The following is a 17,283-nucleotide window of genomic DNA, read 5'->3' on the forward strand; positions in this document are numbered from 1 at the left end:
TGATTTTATATCTTGGTGCCATGACTCAAACATGGCGCAATCTCAGAAGCCTGTCTATACGAAACTTTATGTGTTACATGGTACTAGTTGGAGAAAAACTTACCCACGAATGGACTTGAAGCCGCAACCAAAGTTTAACCGCAGTCTCCGCCAAGGCACGGCTGATGGTTGAAATTTGTATCTTTTTTCCGTTTAGAAAAATGCTTTGAACAAGGAAACAGAGTTGTATTAATTTTTCCCTCCGTTCTCTCCGTTAGCTTGCCCTTTCTTGGCCTGAGCAATGTCGAAGGGTTCGAATAATAAAAATGCACGAACCAATCTTTCAGAATATCGGACCGCTCGACGATCGGTCCCTACCTTCTGATTCGTGTCAGTTGGTGACCATCGTGGTTAAGAAATCATTACCATATCCGTGCCCATCTGAGTAATCTGTGGTTGAGTAAAACTCTAGTTGTGGCTTTGCTGCTCTATGTCCTTTACTGTGCCGAGCCATTGCTGGAAGCGACGGCGGGTGTCCTCTCGCGATCCGTCCCTCACAGATCTTTGAGCGACGCACGAAGCGGGTGGTTAAAAAAATCAAAACCCTGTGGCAGAGACCACCGGGTATGAAAGGCTTAAAACATCCCACCAGATGTTCGCTTTCTACTTATCATTTTCACTTTCTCCAAAAGACTGAGCAGACATCGTTGATGGTATGCTCGGCAGCAAGCTACCTCCTACATTTCGTATCGCAAATACACCTGTAGGAGGTAGCTCGCTGCCGATTTCGAATACTCAAACTTCCTATCAGTCACCGACCCCGCGCCAGAGACCACGGGGAATTACAAGTTAAAAAGAAGAAACCCTCAGGAGATTAATTCCGGTTTGCATTGCGCCCGGTAGATCTCAATCATTCGACCAACCTCATGACAGGTTAAAGTAAGAACAAAAGTTACTCTCGATAAAATGACCACCGACTCAAAACTGTTACCGTTTATCGATGCTTTACCCAAAGCAGAACACCACCTTCACCTGGATGGCAGCGCTCCCTGGCATATTATGCAGGCGGAGGATCCTGAAAAATACAGCGAGCCTCCTCCCTCCTGGAAGGATGATTTTCGTTTTACAGATTTTGAAGAGTTCGAGGGCTTCATTCGAAACTACGCAGTTCCGTGGCTCAATAGTCCGGAACGATTTGCAACCACCGCTAAAGAAATTCTTCTTCAACGGATCAAAGAAAATGTACGCTATGCTGAAATCAGTTTTGCAGCACTTGCCGTTGAACGCTCGGGCGTGGGTATTAAAGAAATTGCCGAGGCCGTAAAGTCGGCGATTCCAGCCGGAATTGTCGTTCGCTTGTTCGTTGGATTGCACCACAGAAAATTTGAAAGTGATCATGAAAAATACCTGGGCCAGATTTTAGAGTGTCCGCATATAGACGGCATCGATCTGCACGGGCCTGAACAGTTTCCTTTACAAGCATGGATTAAAGAATTTTGGCTGGCAGCGAAATTGGCAGGGAAATTAACCAAGGCTCATGCCGGGGAACTCACCGGTCCTAACGGTGTTCGGGAAGTTATTGAGGAATTGGGAGTGACCAAGATTCAACATGGAGTTCAAACCATTGAAGATGAGTCCGTCGTTTATTTGGCCGCAGCCGAAGGAGCGAGTTTCGACGTATGCCCCATCAGCAATGTGAAGTTACGGGCCGTACCATCATTGGGGGAACACCCCATCCTTAAATTGGAAAAAATGGGAGTGCGTTGCACCATCAACACCGACGATCCATTCATCTTCGGAAACGAATTGAGGGACGATTACCTGGCGGTAAGCCAAGGTCTTGGTGCAAGCGCTTCACAGTTGGCAAATTTCGCACGCAACAGTTTTGAAACCGCCTCGATGGAAGAATCGAAAAAGCGAAGTGCCTATATAGAAATCGATACCCTGCTCAGAGAATTCGAGGCTAACTAAACTCCCATGCCATCAACATCGCTCGATAGAGAAATGCCGAGTTTCTCACTCGATACGCCGGGACATCGAGTAGATCCATTGTATTTTTAAAAACCAACGTGCATCTTTCTTGAACCGTATCGAAAACTCGGCCCCGTCTTCAGCTGTCACTTTTTCGGGAATGAACAGATCGCCCGGGGAGGAGCAGAGGCCAATCGATTCGTTTAGGGTGATCCTGAACTTTGGGATTTCTGGCAATTTTGAGAATTTTATTAAGTTCTCTTGTCCGCTCTCTCAATTGCCACGGCTTTTGTAAGCAATTAAAAGCCAAGAGCATAAACTTTAACATTGCTGTAATTACCTTGTTGGCTGAAAAGTGAATTGACATCATACACCACATTAACGATTAGTGGTGTATGAGCAGGACAAACATAAACCTTGATGACACCCTTGTGAGCAAGGGTTTGAAAGCCACGGGCTTAAAAACCAAGAGAGAACTCGTGGACCTTGCACTTCGCGAATTAGTCCGAAAAGAAAACCAAAAAAGCATTCTTGCGCTCGAGGGTGCCTTTACCTGGGAAGGTGACCTCGATGAAATTCGCAAAGGCCGATTCGAGAAATGACTCTCGTCGATACCAGCGTCTGGATCGACTTTCTTGAAGGTGGTGATCACTGGACCAAAGAAAGGCTGAAGTGGTTAATCGAGGATCGTGAATCTATCGTCTACACCCACATGATTCTCCTGGAGATCATCCAAGGACTGAGAGAAAAGAAAGATAGAAAGAAAATCGAAATAAAATTCAGAGACCTGGTCCTTGCACCGCAGAAGCGTTCAACCATCTTGCTTGCAGCTGATATTTACCAAGACCTGCAGCGAAAAGGAATCAGAATAAGAAGCATTATCGATTGTCTGATTGCTGCGTCCGCCATCGAGACCGGAGCTAATGTCCTGCACAAAGACCGGGATTTTGAATTCATCGCCAAGCACTATCCCCTAAAACTTGAAACACTGTAATAGCCAACAAACCGGATAACTAAATACTTTCAGTTGTCGTAAACTCGGTACCGAGCAGGCTCCGCCTACTCTCCTTGTGCGCTAGAGCATAGACCTGGTTGTAGGTGTAGACATTGGCTCGGACACGTTTTTCGACCCCAAGACAATTGCCGAAGCAAACTCACGCGGGATACTTGCGATGCAGAAATCGAAAAGCTTGAGGGAAGCTGAAGCCATCTTTCGTGAAGAACTGGGGCAGTACCCGGAACCCTTGTTGCACCCGACTATCGAGTTCTTCCCATCGGAGTAGAAAAATACGAACTACAACTCAACGACCCAGATATTTCTGAACTGAAGTTTGTGGCTGTGATCTTGTAGCGAGAGAGAACCACTTTTCCCTGACTCCGGTAGCATGCGACCAGCCTGATTATTGGAAGTCGTTCCCTTCAACGCGAGTTGATTGTGAACCAGCTTACCATTGTGCCAAACAGAGATAACCGCATCATCCACTTTGTTGCCCTCTGCATCCATGCGCATACGCTTAAATTCAATGTCGTAGGTCTGCCAAACACCGGGTGCCCAACACATATTCACTTGCGGAGGAGATTGCTTATAAAGCGCACCGCACTCGTTCCACATGCCTCCAAGGCCATAGCTGTCGAGGATTTGAATTTCGTAACCTCCTGGGACAAAGAAACCGCTGTTTCCACGATGCTGCTCTCTACCTTCCGGTTCGTAGGGTAGATTGAACTCCAGATGTACTTTCACATCTCCAAAGGACTGACGCGTCGTTATCGATCCACCTTTGTCGTTGTTTTCTTTTTTCGGAAGAATTTCGACCACTCCGTTTTTTACTGTCCAGGTTACTTTCTCGCCATCCCCATGCTGCCAGGCATCCATGTTTTTTCCATCGAATAAAACGATCGCTCCGAGTGGTGGCTCCAAGCCAGCCGTAGGAGAAGTGCGGTGAAGTCGTTTTAGTTCGAAAGGAGTGACCAAATCGCCGCTGGTTTTGGTCCCTGTGAAAGTGGAAGCCGTGATCTCACCTTTATATTCTTTTTGATCAAAGGAGAGTTTTCCATTCTTCCAGGTAGATTCGGTCTTTACCTTGTAATCCGCCCTCTTGTCGAATTCCTCCATGATTTGGATTTCGTAAAGGTCACCACCAAGACCGATCACTCGTGCTACCAGTGCCGGATTGTTTTTGGCGTTGCCGTCCTTAGCTGGCGCATTGACCCAACCACCTTGCCAGTCACCCATGAAGGGCGGAATGGGTTCGACGGCCGAAAAGGCTGAGTGGCCTAAAAATAGAAGGAAGGAGATTAAAAGAGGTAGTTTCATGAGATTGATAAAATGAATTAGTGTAGACAGAAATACTAATCAATCCCTTACAGGCAACAGTTGAATTAAACGAAGTATTTTAATCCTGAGGCCGACCATGGCCCGCTACCGCCCAGAGTTATGTTATGCAGGAACTGCTTCAGCTGTAATTTCCCTGGGAACGCCGAACCGCAAATTTCAACGCGGCAGAAAAACCACAACAGTAAGGAATAATATTTTTTAACCGGTGCTAGCTGAGGCAACAGAAGGTGGACCTCTATAAATACTAAGAGCCTCCGTTATCTCTGTTTGCTTGTTCAATTAAGTTCAGTAACCTTCTGACTCTATACTCAAGTCGCGATTTGATAAACTGTTGAAGGATTGAATCTAGGAAACCACAAGAAGCACAGAGAACACAAAAGAGTACCTGAGTAGAAGATTAGGGGAATGAGTAACGACGTCAATCAGCGGAGTGGCGAGCCCCAAATGGATGAAAGAAGGACATCTTTCCTGTTGCTCTCCCTGGTCCATTTACTAGCGTTTCTACTATGGAAAATGTTCGAATACGGCGATTAAGAGACGAAAGGCAGGATAGTTCGTACTGGAAGATCAGAACTCATGAAAGCGTATAGCAGCAGTGGAAACGATTAACCGTTTGGGAGAAAAATATGCTGACCCGACATTTCCGCGAATTCATCGAGTTACTCGAAAAAAGAAAAATAAAATACCTGATTGAGGGAGGATATGCCCTATTCAGAATCCATTAGAAAAGCATGAAAGATCCGACTGTTACTCGCAGAAGGTTTATTCAAACCGCAGGCATCGCTACCGCTGCTCTGGCAACGTCCTCGAAAAGCATGCTGGCTGCCGATGGAAAACCAGAGCTCATCATCGACTGCCACGCCCATCTCTATAGCGGGGACGATAACAAATATCCGACTAGAGAAAATCCAAACCGTCCTCCTGCTGGCACTGGATTTCTTGAGCACCTGAAGCAGGAAATGAAGGCGGCTGGGGTTCGTCATGTTACCGCCGTTCAACCCAGCTCGTATTATCTTTGGGACAATCGATTTACCGCGGACAGTTCCCGAGCCAATTCTGATTTTATGGTCGGAGTCGTCACCCTCGATCCCGACAATCCCTACAGTCCGGAGATGATGGAATACTACGTTTCCGAATTCAATGTTCGCGGTATGCGCAGTGTCCCGGCCAAGAGCGGAAACTTGGATGATCCCGGTGTAGAGAAATTGTGGACCACTGCCGAGCGGCTGGGCATCGTCATAAACGTGCTCAGCAAATACGATAAGCATGAAGAAATTAAGGCGATGGCGAAGCGTCATCCCGGGTTGTCAATCGTCCTCGACCATTGCTTGGGTCTTAAGCTGGGCGACACTTACAATGTTACTTTAAAAGCAGTACTTGATTTGGCGAAGCTACCGAACCTACACACTAAACTTACGCTTATCCCGCTCGGCACGAAAGAGCCCTATCCTTGCCGAGATATGCACGACAGCTGCAAAATGCTCATTGATGTATTTACGCCTCAACGTTGTGTCTGGGGAAGTCATTTTCCCACTGCCCTCTTCCAACCCAAGGTCAGCTACGCCCAACATTTGAAACTATTTACCCACGAGCTAGGCCTGGATGATTCCTCGAAAAAAGCGATCCTTGGTGAAACGGCTCACAGGCTTTGGTTTGTTTGAGATACTGAGTTTCAAAGATGCATAGTTGCTGAGCTTACCTTGAACCCTGCCACAAGGCACCCTGAGTTTTGATACGCCGTTACTATGCGACGGCGGAAGGCATCCAGCCGCAGCGCGGCGAGGTCTACAAAATCTATTCTAACATCGCTCACTGCGTTCACTGGATCGACTCCGTCGAACAGGATCGCTTCGCGAGCAAGAATCTCAATTATTGAGAGGGACAACAATCTTAATAACCAATCAACTATTTCCAGTTGGAGCAAAGCTCCATCCTGTTGCGGAACGCATCTAGCCGCAACGCGGCGATGTTATATATCTCGTCTTTTCGGTCTCATCTTTTCTAAATATTAGCATGAATCATTCAGCCTTCCGCATCCTCTGCACGCTTCTTTTATTTTCTGCCGCGACACACACTGCATTTGCGGCCAAGAAATCCTCCGTCAACGTTCTCTTTATTGGGAACAGCTACACCGCACGTCACAACCTGGCCAATGTCGTAAAGGAAATGGCAGAAGCGGGTAATCCAGGACTCACGTTTAAGACAACTTCGGTCATCTACGGTGGTCGCACATTGAAAGATCATTGGCGTTTAGGGACCCAACACATAGTCAATCAGCATGCCGTGACTGGTGCCGAAATCAAAGCAACGGTTGAAGCACTGGAAGAAGCCGTCAAAGACCCCAAAGACAAATACGCACCTGCGGGCCTCAAGAGACAATCAGCTCTACTCAAAACCTATGAATCCAATCGCGAAAAATGGGACCTCATCATTCTGCAATCCTATCGGGACGACCTCGATGGCGATGACTCCTTCTAAATGCAATACGCTCCCAAGTATGCAGCGCTAGCTAAAGAGCAGGGCGCCCGGATTGTTCTCTACGTTACAACTCCTACCAAACAAAACGCAGAACCCCTCATCTCCACTCCGGACAAAGCTCCCATTCTCAAGAAAACCAAGTCTATCGCGAGGCTGGCGAACAACCTAGGAGCCAAAGCCGCCCCCATGGCATTGATTGCCCACCGCTGCCAGACCCAACGTCCAGACTTACCGCTTCGCTTCATTAACGACGCCCATCTCAACCAGACGCTGTCCTACCTTAGCGCTTGCACCCTTTACGCCGCCATCTTCGACGAGAGCCCGCAAGGCCTCCCGATAGACCAGGTTACGGACATTCGCTTTCTCGAAACCGACAAAACCAAAGACCGCGACGGCCTCCCCATAACAAAGATTTTCTCAAAGAAAGATCAGGCCGATCTTCAAAGCATCGCCTGGGAAGGTTATCAGGAGTTTCAGAAACTTAGGGTTCAATAAATCCAACCCAATCACATCCTATTACCATTCTTACTTTCCGGCGGTCTCGGCGCGGCACGCCCTAGCTTCCCGCTTCAAATAATGTAGGAGCTACCGAACAGAGTGACACATCTATAAGCGAAGCACAAAATAACATTTTAATCGCGACCCTCCCCAGGCGCCCATACCTATCCTCACATGCATAAGTTTCCTTTCAACCGCCGCAAGTTTCTCCACAAAACCCTTCTCGCCATTTTGGCGGTCGCCTTCGCCAAACGAAGTTATTCCGCTACTCACAACACATCATCCAAAATCATCGATGCGCATTGCCATGCAGGCAAAGGATTGAACTACGGAATAGCTGGTGACGGACACGCTCCCTGGACTAAGTTTAATGATCCTGAAGAAACACTCCGAAAGATGGAGGAAGTCGGAATCGACCAGACCATCATTTTCCCCATCAACAATCGCACCTACAAAGCGGCCAATGAGGAGATCGCTGGCTTTGTCAAAAAATGGCCGAACAAGTTAATCGGGTTTGCCAAGCACGATGCTAAAACAGAGGCAGGTAAAATCAGAAATCTGCTTAAGCACGAAGTCAATGAACTCGGTTTGAAAGGTCTAAAACTCCACGGAGTGCCATCCCAGGAAATGATGGATGCGGCTGAAGAATTGAGCATCCCGATTTTGTTTCATCCACCCGAAGTAGACATCTGCCATGAGGCGATTGAGTCGCATCCCAAAGCCAACTTCATCCTCGCTCACCTGGGAAGCTTTGGATCTCGAAAATGGACAGAGCACCTTCGCGCCATCGAAGCTACCAAACGTCACCCGAATCTCTTTCTCGAAACTTCGTCCGTCGTGTTCTTCCTATACCTGGAACGGGCAGCCAGGGAATTACCTCACCACAAGCTGATTTTCGGCACCGACGGCCCCTTGGTCGACTCGCGCATCGAGCTTCAAAAGATCCGAATGCTCAAACTCGATCCCGACCACGAGCGAAAGGTCCTTGGAGACAACATTCAGCAATTGTTAGGCGGGTCCTATAAATAATCTTAGAACTGCAGGAATGCATTGATTAAACTGGCAGTAATCCAGCGCAGCTTGCATAGTGACAGGCCATGAAACTCTTTCTCATTTCACTCACTATTTTTTCCATGAACCTAACGGTTCACGCCGACAGCATCGAAGAGCTTGCCCAAATGCTAACTCATCATCCTCTATCGGACGCGAATCAGGATAGAACGCTAACCGAAGATGAAGCGGGTAACTACTTCATGAAAACGTTTCAAAAAAAGCGACCGAATCTCGGGACTGGAATTGGCGATAAATCACTCATCGATACCTACGAGGCACGCAGCTACAAATCGATGCCCTATCGCTTGTTGAAGCCGCTCGAAACTCAAGCAGATCAACGTTACCCGCTCATTATCAGCTTACACGGGTCGGGTGGCATCGGAAACGACAATCGAAGTAATTTACGCGATTGGAACGGGATCATGGCCCAAGAATCATGGAGGGAGAAATACCCCTGTGTGGTTATTGTTCCCCAGCGGAAACCCGGCGGGATTTGGGGACCCAAACCAGACGATGACCGAGTAAAAAATTATTACGTGAGGAATGATTTATTAAAAGTCTTCGAGTTGATTGATGAAATCAAAAAGGAGTTTCCCATCGATGAATCGCGGATTTATGCATTGGGATCTTCGGGCGGAGGTATCGGAACCTGGAACATTGTTCTGGCCCGGCCAAATCTGTTCGCCGCGGCCATCCCTGTATGTGGTCGTTTCGAATTCCAGCCTGAGCAAATCAAATCCCTAACGGACATTCCGATCTGGTGCTTTCATGGGGATGCTGATCCGCTGATAGATGTGAAATATTCCCGAGCTGCCTTCGCCATGCTTTCAGAACATGGTGCAGTGATGAAATACACAGAGCTGCGAGACGTGAAACACAACTCATGGATCCAGGCTTTCAACTATCAAGGAGACGACGAAGAAAAGGGCTACCTTACACGTTACAGCAATGATCGTTGTGATCGTTCGGAGGATATTTGGCAATGGCTGTTCAGTCAGAGTAAACCTTAATTCCACCGGATAAGGCATCCGAAAAGCTAGTGACTACAGATCAAGGTCATCGATCACCTAAAGGGACCTCATAAATAATCCCCGGGGCAAGCCCTCCCCCTTGCGGTCGCCAACCACTTCGCAGCTGCGGGGTATTTGAGATTTGAAATTGAAAATTTTAGAACGCCGCAAGCGGCGGGGTATTAGACCCGTGCCGAATAAACAAAAAGCACAAATGTGTCGTGATCCTAAAGCGGCAAGTAACTCTTACCCATCAAATAAGTATCAACAGCCTGCGCAGCTCCCCGACCCTCGTTGATGGCCCAGACGATAAGACTCTGACCGCGACGTGCATCACCGGCGGCAAAGACACCTTCGACGTTTGTCTGGTATTTCCCGTATTCGGCTTGAGCGTTGGATCGAGCATCTTTGCTCACTCCCAATTGATCGAGCACACCACCTTCAGGTCCAAGAAAGCCCATGGCTAGTAGTACCAACTCGGCCTTGATGACCTTTTCACTTCCTGGAACATCGACCGGAATCATGCGACCATCGTCCTGACGTTGCCATTCAATTAAACAGGTATGCAGCTCCTTCACATTGCCTTCATCATCGCCGACAAATTTCTTGGTGGTGACCAAATAAGAGCGTGGGTCCTCGCCTTGAATGGCAATGGCTTCATCCTGACCGTAATCCACTTTTAAAGTTCTGGCGTATTGAGGCCAAGGATTGTTGGGCGCGCGCTCATCGGGAGGCTTTGGCAAAATTTCCAACTGCTGTACGTGTTTGCAGCCGTGCCGAAGCGATGTACCCACACAATCGGTACCTGTATCACCACCACCGATTACAACGACATGTTTATCATGCGCCGAAATGTAATTTCCATCCTGAAGCTTACTATCCATGAGGCTCTTGGTATTCTTTCCAAGAAACTCCATTGCAAAATGGACACCTTTGAGTTCGCGACCTTCAATAGGAAGGTCACGTGGAACAGTTGCTCCGGTGCAAATTACCACCGTATCGAAATCCTCTTTCAGCTTATCCGCCGGGATGTCATTTCCGATAGTGGTGTTGCAGACAAAGGTAATACCTTCGTCTTCGAGCAGGCGGATACGTCGCTCAACAACATGCTTCTCAAGTTTCATATTGGGAATACCATACATGAGCAACCCACCCGGACGATCAGCGCGTTCATATACCGTAACCAAATGACCCGCCTGATTCAGTTGGGCGGCACAAGCGAGTCCTGCTGGACCAGATCCTACCACCGCTACTGTCTTTCCGGTGCGGGACTTGGGAGGATGCGGTTCAACCCAACCCATTTCAAACCCACGATCAATGATGGCCACTTCGTGGTGTTTGATCGTGACCGGTGGTGCATTGATGCCCAAGACACAGGAGCTTTCGCAAGGAGCCGGACACACACGGCCGGTAAACTCAGGGAAATTGTTCGTCTTAAGTAATCGGGCCAACGCGTCCTTCCAAAGGCCACGATAAACCAGGTCATTCCATTCAGGAATAAGGTTGTTTACCGGACATCCGGCAATTCCAGGTCCCTGCGAAGATTCAGCAGCCATACAAAACGGCACACCGCAATCCATACATCGAGAGGCCTGGGATTGTATGTCGCTTACCGCCATTTCAGTATGCACTTCTTCCCAGTCACCTACACGCAGGACAGGATCACGATCCTGAGGAAGGTTTCTATTGATGTTTATAAATCCTTTAGGATTTCCCATATATCAAAAGTATATTTGTTATTAGCGTTGTTATTTAGCGGCCAGGTGACGCAAGTGCATTCCGAATGCTTCTTCTGCGATATCATTTTCCTCTTCGAACTTTCCGGTGGCACGGGCCTCCTCCATGTAGCCGAGCATCCGTTCATAATCGACCGGCATTACTCTGACAAAATTGCCAAGATTGTTGTACCAGTCATCCAGGATCTCTTCAGCCACCTCGGATTTCGTTGAGGCCAGATGTTCTTCAATCAAGGACTTAAGATCTGCAATATCATCCGGGTGCTCTACAGGTCCCAGCTTAACCATCTCCATGTTGCAGCGAGAAGAAAACTTGCCGCTCAGATCATAGACATAAGCAACACCACCAGACATACCAGCGGCAAAGTTCCGACCTGTTTCACCTAGAATCACCGCCTTTCCTCCAGTCATGTATTCACAACCGTGATCTCCGACACCTTCGACAACGGCGGTCACCCCTGAGTTACGCACACAAAAACGCTCGCCGGCGATACCACGGATAAAAGCCTTTCCACCGGTCGCACCGAAGAAGGCGACATTGCCGATGATGATATTGTCCCGTGCCTTGAATGGAGCATTTCTATCCGGATATACGATCAGCGATCCGCCGGATAATCCTTTTCCAAAATAGTCATTCGAATCTCCCTCGAGTTCAAATCGAACACCATTAGCTGTAAAACAACCGAAACTCTGACCAGCTGAACCCCGGAACTTCACGTCAATGGTTTCATCCTTCAAACCCTCACCATGATAGCGTTTGGAAATTTCATTGGAAAGCATCGCGCCCACCGTGCGGTCCGTATTCACAATTTTGTATTCCAGCTTTACGGGCGTTCCATCGTCCAGCGAAGAAGCCGCATCCACGATCAAACGCCGGTCCAGCACGTTGGCTATCAAATGCTCTTGCGGAATAGCCTGGTGAAGCGCGTCACCCTTACGGGGTTTTTCACGATAAAGTATCGGCGACAGGTCCAGGTTCTTATACTTCCAGTGATCGATGTTGTCCCTGAATTTAAGACACTGACTCTGTCCCACCATTTCATTGATGGTGCGGAAGCCAAGCTCTGCCATAATCTCACGCAACCCTTCCACCATGAAAGTGAAGAAATTGATAACATGCTCCACCTTGCCATTGTAAAGTTTCCTCAGATTTTTGTCCTGGGTGGCGATTCCCACTGGACAGGTATTGAGGTGACACTTCCGCATCATGATACAGCCTTCAACGACCAATGCTGCGGTGGCAACGCCCCACTCTTCCGCACCTAGCAACGTGGCTATTGCCAAATCCCGAGGTGTTTTCAATTGGCCATCTGTTTGAACAACGATACGACTTCTTAACCGGTTTCGAACCAAGGTTTGGTGGGTCTCAGACAGACCCAACTCCCACGGCAATCCAGCATGTTTGATCGAGCTCCATGGAGATGCTCCCGTCCCGCCATCGTGTCCGGCGATCAGAACCACATCGGCATAGCCCTTACAGACCCCGGCAGCAATAGTGCCGACCCCTGCCTCAGAAACCAGCTTCACATTTACACGTGCTTTCCGGTTGGCATTCTTGAGGTCAAAAATTAACTGTGCCAAATCTTCAATGGAATAAATATCATGGTGAGGCGGTGGGGAAATAAGGCCCACGCCTGGAGTGGATCCCCTAACTCGACCAATCCATGCGTCCACCTTGTGACCAGGCAACTGCCCACCTTCGCCCGGCTTGGCACCTTGGGCCATCTTGATTTGAAGCTCATCGGCGTTCGTCAGGTAATGCGAAGTAACACCAAAACGTCCGGAAGCCACCTGCTTGATCCGCGATGTTTTCAGGTCTCCATTTTGATCAGGATTGAACCGTATTGGATCTTCTCCTCCTTCACCGCTATTACTTTTTCCGCCCAAGCGATTCATGGCTATAGCCAAAGTCGTGTGTGCTTCCCAAGAAATAGATCCAAAGGACATAGCACCAGTAGCGAAACGTTTAAAAATGTTTTCTGCTGGCTCCACTTCCTCGATTGGAATGGATGGACGATCAAAATTGAACTCCATTAATCCGCGCAAAGTAAATGCATCGCGTGACTGATTGTTTACCACTTTGGTATATTGATCGAACATCTTACGATCATTTGCCGCAGTCGAATGCTGTAACAGACGGATAGTGGTCGGGTTGAACAAGTGCCGTTCTCCATCCATACGCCAGGCGTATTCCCCTCCGGAATCAAGCACATCGTTTTCTATAATATTGTCATCAATTGGAAATCCCTGCCGATGGTTCATCAAAGCTTCCTTGGCAATTTCGTCCAATCCAAGCCCTTCAATACGACTGATCGTTCCGGTGAAGTACTTCTTTACCACTGCACTACTAATTCCTAGTGCTTCAAAAATCTGTGCACCCTGATAGGATTGCAGCGTTGAAATTCCCATTTTAGAGAAGATTTTCAACAGTCCACTGTTAATGGCCTTCTTGTATCTATAAAACACTTCATCGTCAGTCTGAAGCGGATCGATAATACCCTGCTCCTTGAGATCTTCCAACGTTCTGATGGCAAGGTAAGGATTGATGGCCGAAGCTCCATAACCCAAAACCGTGGCAAAATGGTGTGTTTCCTTTATATCGCCAGCCTCCACAATGATATCGGCTTTGGCGCGTAAACCTTGACGAATCAGATAATGGTGAACCGCTCCCGTGGCTAGAAGCGACGGAATTGGTGCGTGGTCACTATCCATTCCCCTGTCCGTTAGAATAATAATGGAAAATCCATCATTAACGGCGTCTCTGGCATAACGGCAGATACGGTCCAAGGCATATTTCAGTGCACCCGGCTTTCCATTCGCCAGAAAAATACATTCGATTGTTTTGGATTGGAAATGATCGTGGTCGATGTAGCGGATCTTCTGCATCTCCTCATTTGAAAGTACAGGTTGAGTCATCTCCACTTTGTGGCAATGCCTCGGCGTCTCATCCAGGAGGTTGAGGGAAGCCCCCATATAGCTTTGCAGCGACATGACCATCTCTTCCCGAATAGGATCAATGGGAGGATTGGTTACCTGGGCAAAGAGTTGCTTGAAGTAGTTGGACAACTGTTGAGGACGATCCGAAAGAATCGCAATCGGATTGTCCGCACCCATCGAGCCAAGTGGTTCCGTACCAGTATCCACCATCTGCTTAAGGATGGTATTCAAATCTTCCTGTGTGTACCCGAAGGCTTTCTGCCGCCTTTTCAACGAGCGTTCCTTGGACCGTCTATGCTCCTTATCGGGCACTGGAAGGTCGCTAAGCATAATCTTGTTTTTTTCCAGCCACTCACCATAAGGCTGGCGGGAACAAATTTCCGCTTTCACTTCGTCATCGGAAATAATCCGGCCCTGCTCGAGGTCTACAATGAAGATCTTACCTGGCTGTAGACGTCCCTTCATCACCACTCGCGCGGGATCTATCGTCAAGGAACCGGTCTCGGAACCCATTACAACCATGTCGTCGTCCGTCACCAGGTACCGCGATGGGCGCAACCCATTGCGATCCAGGGTGGCTCCGATAATTTTTCCGTCCGTGAAAGAAATGGAGGCGGGACCGTCCCACGGTTCCATTATGCAGGAGTAATATTCGTAAAAAGCTCGTTTTACGGGATCCATATCCGTCTGGGTCTGCCACGCTTCAGGCACCACCATCATCATGACCTGAGCCAGCGGACGGCCGCTCAGGACAAGCAGCTCGATCACCATATCGAGGTTCGCGGAATCGGACATCATTTTGTCGCAGATCGGGTGAAGCATCTTCAGCTCTTCCGGAGTGAAATTGACGCTTTCCAATATGGCCTCCCGGGCCCGCATCCAATTGATATTACCCATTACGGTGTTAATTTCACCGTTGTGAGAAAGATACCTGAAAGGTTGAGCCAGTCTCCAGGAAGGAAACGTGTTGGTCGAGAACCTTGAATGAAACATGGCCAGAGCCGACACAGTTCTCTCATCCTGAAGTTCAAGAAAATACTGCCTCACCTGGTCTGTTGTAAACTGGCCTTTATAGGCGATTGTTCGCGAGGACAACGATGCGATGTAAAAACTCTTCCGCGCATTGGTAATTTCCCTGTGAGCGGTATGGATGGTATAGTTCCTAAGCACATACAGCTTCCGCTCAAATTCTTCACTGGACTGGTCATCCGGCTTACCGATAAAAACCTGCTCAATTTGCGGTTCGGTATCAAGAGCGGCTTGACCGATCATGCTGTTGTCCTTGGATACATGACGGTATCCGATCAAAGAAAAGCCTAAATCATGGATATGCTCTGAAAGCAGGGCGCGACAGGCATCTCTGCATTGCTTTTCCTTAGGGAAAAATACCATGCCTACACCATACTCACCTTCTAAGGGTAACTCGAAACCTCTAATACGACAGTCTTCAGCAAAAAATTCATGTGGGATTTGAATAAGAATTCCTGCACCATCGCCGCTGGCTACATCATAACCCGTGCCACCTCGATGTTCCATATTGCAAAGCATGCTAAGCGCATTCTCAACGATTTCATGCGACTTCACACCCTTCAGATTAGCGACAAAACCAATCCCGCAACTATCATGCTCAAATTCTGGCCGATAGAGGCCTTTGTATTCATTTTCGTGGTCTATCATAAATTTTTTCCAGTAAAAGTAGTTCTATTTGGCCATTCTCTCGATAGAACCACCAGTAGAGTTTTAGGGTAATACCTATGGTACCAACACTTTCAACCCTTAAGAATCAACAAATAAATAGTTCATTGTCTTCCCAAACACAAACGCGGTTCATCAAAAAAACGAGGACAAATCTTGGAGTTTTTTCCTGACTAATGCAATAGCCTTGGTGAAATTAGGTATTTTTGCCCATTTTTCCTCAGCTCATACCTAATCGTCCTTCGATTTCCTCTAAAGGTACTCCCTTAGTCTCAGGCACGGCAATTTTTACCCAAACGAGCTGCAAGACCATCATGAAGGCGAAAAAGAGAAATACGACACCACCAGAAAACATCGTTACCATTTTTGGGAAAACCAAGGTTAAGAGGGCAGCAAAGACCCAGTGAGTAGAACAGCCCAAAGCTTGCCCATGAGCTCGGTTTTGGTTCGGAAAGATTTCGCCGATAAATACCCAGATTACAGCTCCCTGGCCTACGGCATGCGACGCGATGAATGCAAAAATGCAAACCGGAACAATTACGTAGTTTTCGGAAAAAAATGCCCAAGAACAAAGTCCGAGTGAGGTTATGTAACCTATCGAACCAATGTATAGCAGTGTTCGCCGGCCAAGTCGATCGATCAAATAAAGCCCTAAAAAGGTAAACAAAAGATTCGTTACTCCTATTCCAATGGATTGAAGCAGCGCAGCTTTTTCACCCAGACCTGTCATTTCGAAAATCCTGGGAGCAAAATACAAAACCGCATTGATGCCGGAAAGCTGATTAAAGAAAGCGATGAAAAAAGCCAAAAGAATTGGAATCTTTAAGCGAGAGGTCCAAAATCTAGCAGAAGTTTTCGTCACAACAGAGGCTGATTGAATTTCATCCGCTTTAGACTCCAATTGGTTTTCAGTGTATTCCGGGTGGATAGCCTTCAAGATTTCAATACCCTCAGCTCGCTTCCCAAGCTTTCCGATTAACCAACGTGGGCTTTCGGGAATCCCAAAACACATCACAGAATAAATCAGGGCAGGAATAGCCTCAATACCAAGCATCCAGCGCCATGCATTTTCGCCCAAACCTCCAAGCAGAAAATTTGAAAGAAATGCTACCAAGATGCCGAAGACGATATTGAACTGAAACATACCTGCCAAACGGCCCCGCTTATCAGCGGGTGAGATCTCAGAAATATATAAAGGAGCGGCGACTGTGGAAATACCGACACCAACTCCACCAATAAAACGGGCAATCATAAGCGTGTATGCCTCTGGTGCTATTGCTGATCCGATCGCTGACACGAAATAAAGCGCGCCCACCCAGATCAGGGTCTTTTTGCGACCAAATAGGTCTGTTGGAATACCACCAAGCAAGGCACCAAGCACGGTACCCCATAGTGCAGCACTGATAACAAGACCATGTAGCTCATCACCCAACCCCCAAAGTTTTTGAATGCTTTGCTCGGCACCCGATATTACAACCGTATCAAATCCGAATATGAACCCAGCCAGCGCAGAAGTTAATGCCCAAACAAACAGGCGGGAATTGGAAGATTTTGAGTGAGACATAAATTAGGCTTTTGGAGACGAAGAGAA

General features: G+C 47.8%; 14 protein-coding genes. 8 read left to right on the plus strand and 6 right to left on the minus strand.

Annotated elements, in window-relative coordinates; translation table 11 throughout:
• Positions 1–945: 945 nt before the first annotated feature.
• On the plus strand, positions 946–1,950 hold the full coding sequence (locus O3C43_04745) for an adenosine deaminase (GenBank protein ID MDA1065791.1): 1,005 nt from the start codon (positions 946–948) through the stop codon (positions 1,948–1,950).
• A gap of 45 nt (positions 1,951–1,995) precedes the next feature.
• Here the strand turns inward: O3C43_04745 and O3C43_04750 are convergent, their stop codons facing one another.
• A complete protein-coding gene (locus O3C43_04750; protein MDA1065792.1) occupies positions 1,996–2,187 on the minus strand; it encodes a hypothetical protein in 192 nt (63 codons plus the stop codon).
• A 158-nt stretch (positions 2,188–2,345) separates the two neighbouring features.
• Here O3C43_04750 and O3C43_04755 point away from each other — a divergent pair, with 158 nt between their 5' ends.
• Positions 2,346–2,552, plus strand: coding sequence for a type II toxin-antitoxin system VapB family antitoxin (locus O3C43_04755; GenBank protein ID MDA1065793.1), 207 nt, complete (start codon positions 2,346–2,348; stop codon positions 2,550–2,552).
• Positions 2,549–2,944, plus strand: coding sequence for a PIN domain nuclease (locus O3C43_04760; protein ID MDA1065794.1), 396 nt, complete (start codon positions 2,549–2,551; stop codon positions 2,942–2,944). Before O3C43_04755 ends, O3C43_04760 begins: the two co-directional genes overlap by 4 nt.
• Before the next feature lie 300 nt (positions 2,945–3,244).
• Here the strand turns inward: O3C43_04760 and O3C43_04765 are convergent, their stop codons facing one another.
• Positions 3,245–4,264, minus strand: coding sequence for a DUF1080 domain-containing protein (locus O3C43_04765; GenBank protein MDA1065795.1), 1,020 nt, complete (start codon positions 4,262–4,264; stop codon positions 3,245–3,247).
• 752 nt (positions 4,265–5,016) lie between these two features.
• On the opposite strand from O3C43_04765, the gene O3C43_04770 reads away from it, so the two are divergent.
• Positions 5,017–5,946, plus strand: coding sequence for an amidohydrolase family protein (locus O3C43_04770; GenBank protein ID MDA1065796.1), 930 nt, complete (start codon positions 5,017–5,019; stop codon positions 5,944–5,946).
• An 11-nt stretch (positions 5,947–5,957) separates the two neighbouring features.
• Here the strand turns inward: O3C43_04770 and O3C43_04775 are convergent, their stop codons facing one another.
• On the minus strand, positions 5,958–6,209 hold the full coding sequence (locus O3C43_04775) for a hypothetical protein (GenBank protein ID MDA1065797.1): 252 nt from the start codon (positions 6,207–6,209) through the stop codon (positions 5,958–5,960).
• Positions 6,210–6,298: 89 nt separating this feature from the next.
• Here O3C43_04775 and O3C43_04780 point away from each other — a divergent pair, with 89 nt between their 5' ends.
• The 4 genes from O3C43_04780 (at position 6,299) to O3C43_04795 (ending at position 9,324) form a co-directional block, all read left to right on the plus strand.
• Complete coding sequence (locus O3C43_04780; protein ID MDA1065798.1) at positions 6,299–6,763, plus strand: hypothetical protein; 465 nt, start codon at positions 6,299–6,301, stop codon at positions 6,761–6,763.
• Positions 6,764–7,258, plus strand: coding sequence for a hypothetical protein (locus O3C43_04785; GenBank protein MDA1065799.1), 495 nt, complete (start codon positions 6,764–6,766; stop codon positions 7,256–7,258).
• 177 nt (positions 7,259–7,435) lie between these two features.
• Positions 7,436–8,290: an amidohydrolase family protein gene (locus O3C43_04790; GenBank protein ID MDA1065800.1), complete on the plus strand. Its 855-nt coding sequence runs from the start codon at positions 7,436–7,438 to the stop codon at positions 8,288–8,290.
• Positions 8,291–8,358: 68 nt separating this feature from the next.
• A complete protein-coding gene (locus tag O3C43_04795; GenBank protein MDA1065801.1) occupies positions 8,359–9,324 on the plus strand; it encodes a prolyl oligopeptidase family serine peptidase in 966 nt (321 codons plus the stop codon).
• A 227-nt stretch (positions 9,325–9,551) separates the two neighbouring features.
• On the opposite strand, the gene O3C43_04800 is transcribed toward O3C43_04795, so the two are convergent.
• From O3C43_04800 to O3C43_04810, 3 genes are all read right to left on the minus strand, one after another.
• Positions 9,552–11,042 carry a glutamate synthase subunit beta gene (locus O3C43_04800; protein ID MDA1065802.1) on the minus strand — a complete coding sequence of 497 codons (1,491 nt, stop codon included), beginning with the start codon at positions 11,040–11,042 and terminating at the stop codon, positions 9,552–9,554.
• 30 nt (positions 11,043–11,072) lie between these two features.
• Complete coding sequence (gene gltB, locus O3C43_04805) at positions 11,073–15,674, minus strand: glutamate synthase large subunit (GenBank protein ID MDA1065803.1); 4,602 nt, start codon at positions 15,672–15,674, stop codon at positions 11,073–11,075.
• A gap of 238 nt (positions 15,675–15,912) precedes the next feature.
• Positions 15,913–17,256, minus strand: a complete 1,344-nt coding sequence (locus O3C43_04810; GenBank protein ID MDA1065804.1) for a sugar porter family MFS transporter — start codon at positions 17,254–17,256, stop codon at positions 15,913–15,915.
• Positions 17,257–17,283 lie beyond the last annotated feature (27 nt).

It is taken from the genome of Verrucomicrobiota bacterium, from assembly GCA_027622555.1.
Lineage (GTDB): Bacteria > Verrucomicrobiota > Verrucomicrobiia > Opitutales > UBA2995 > UBA2995.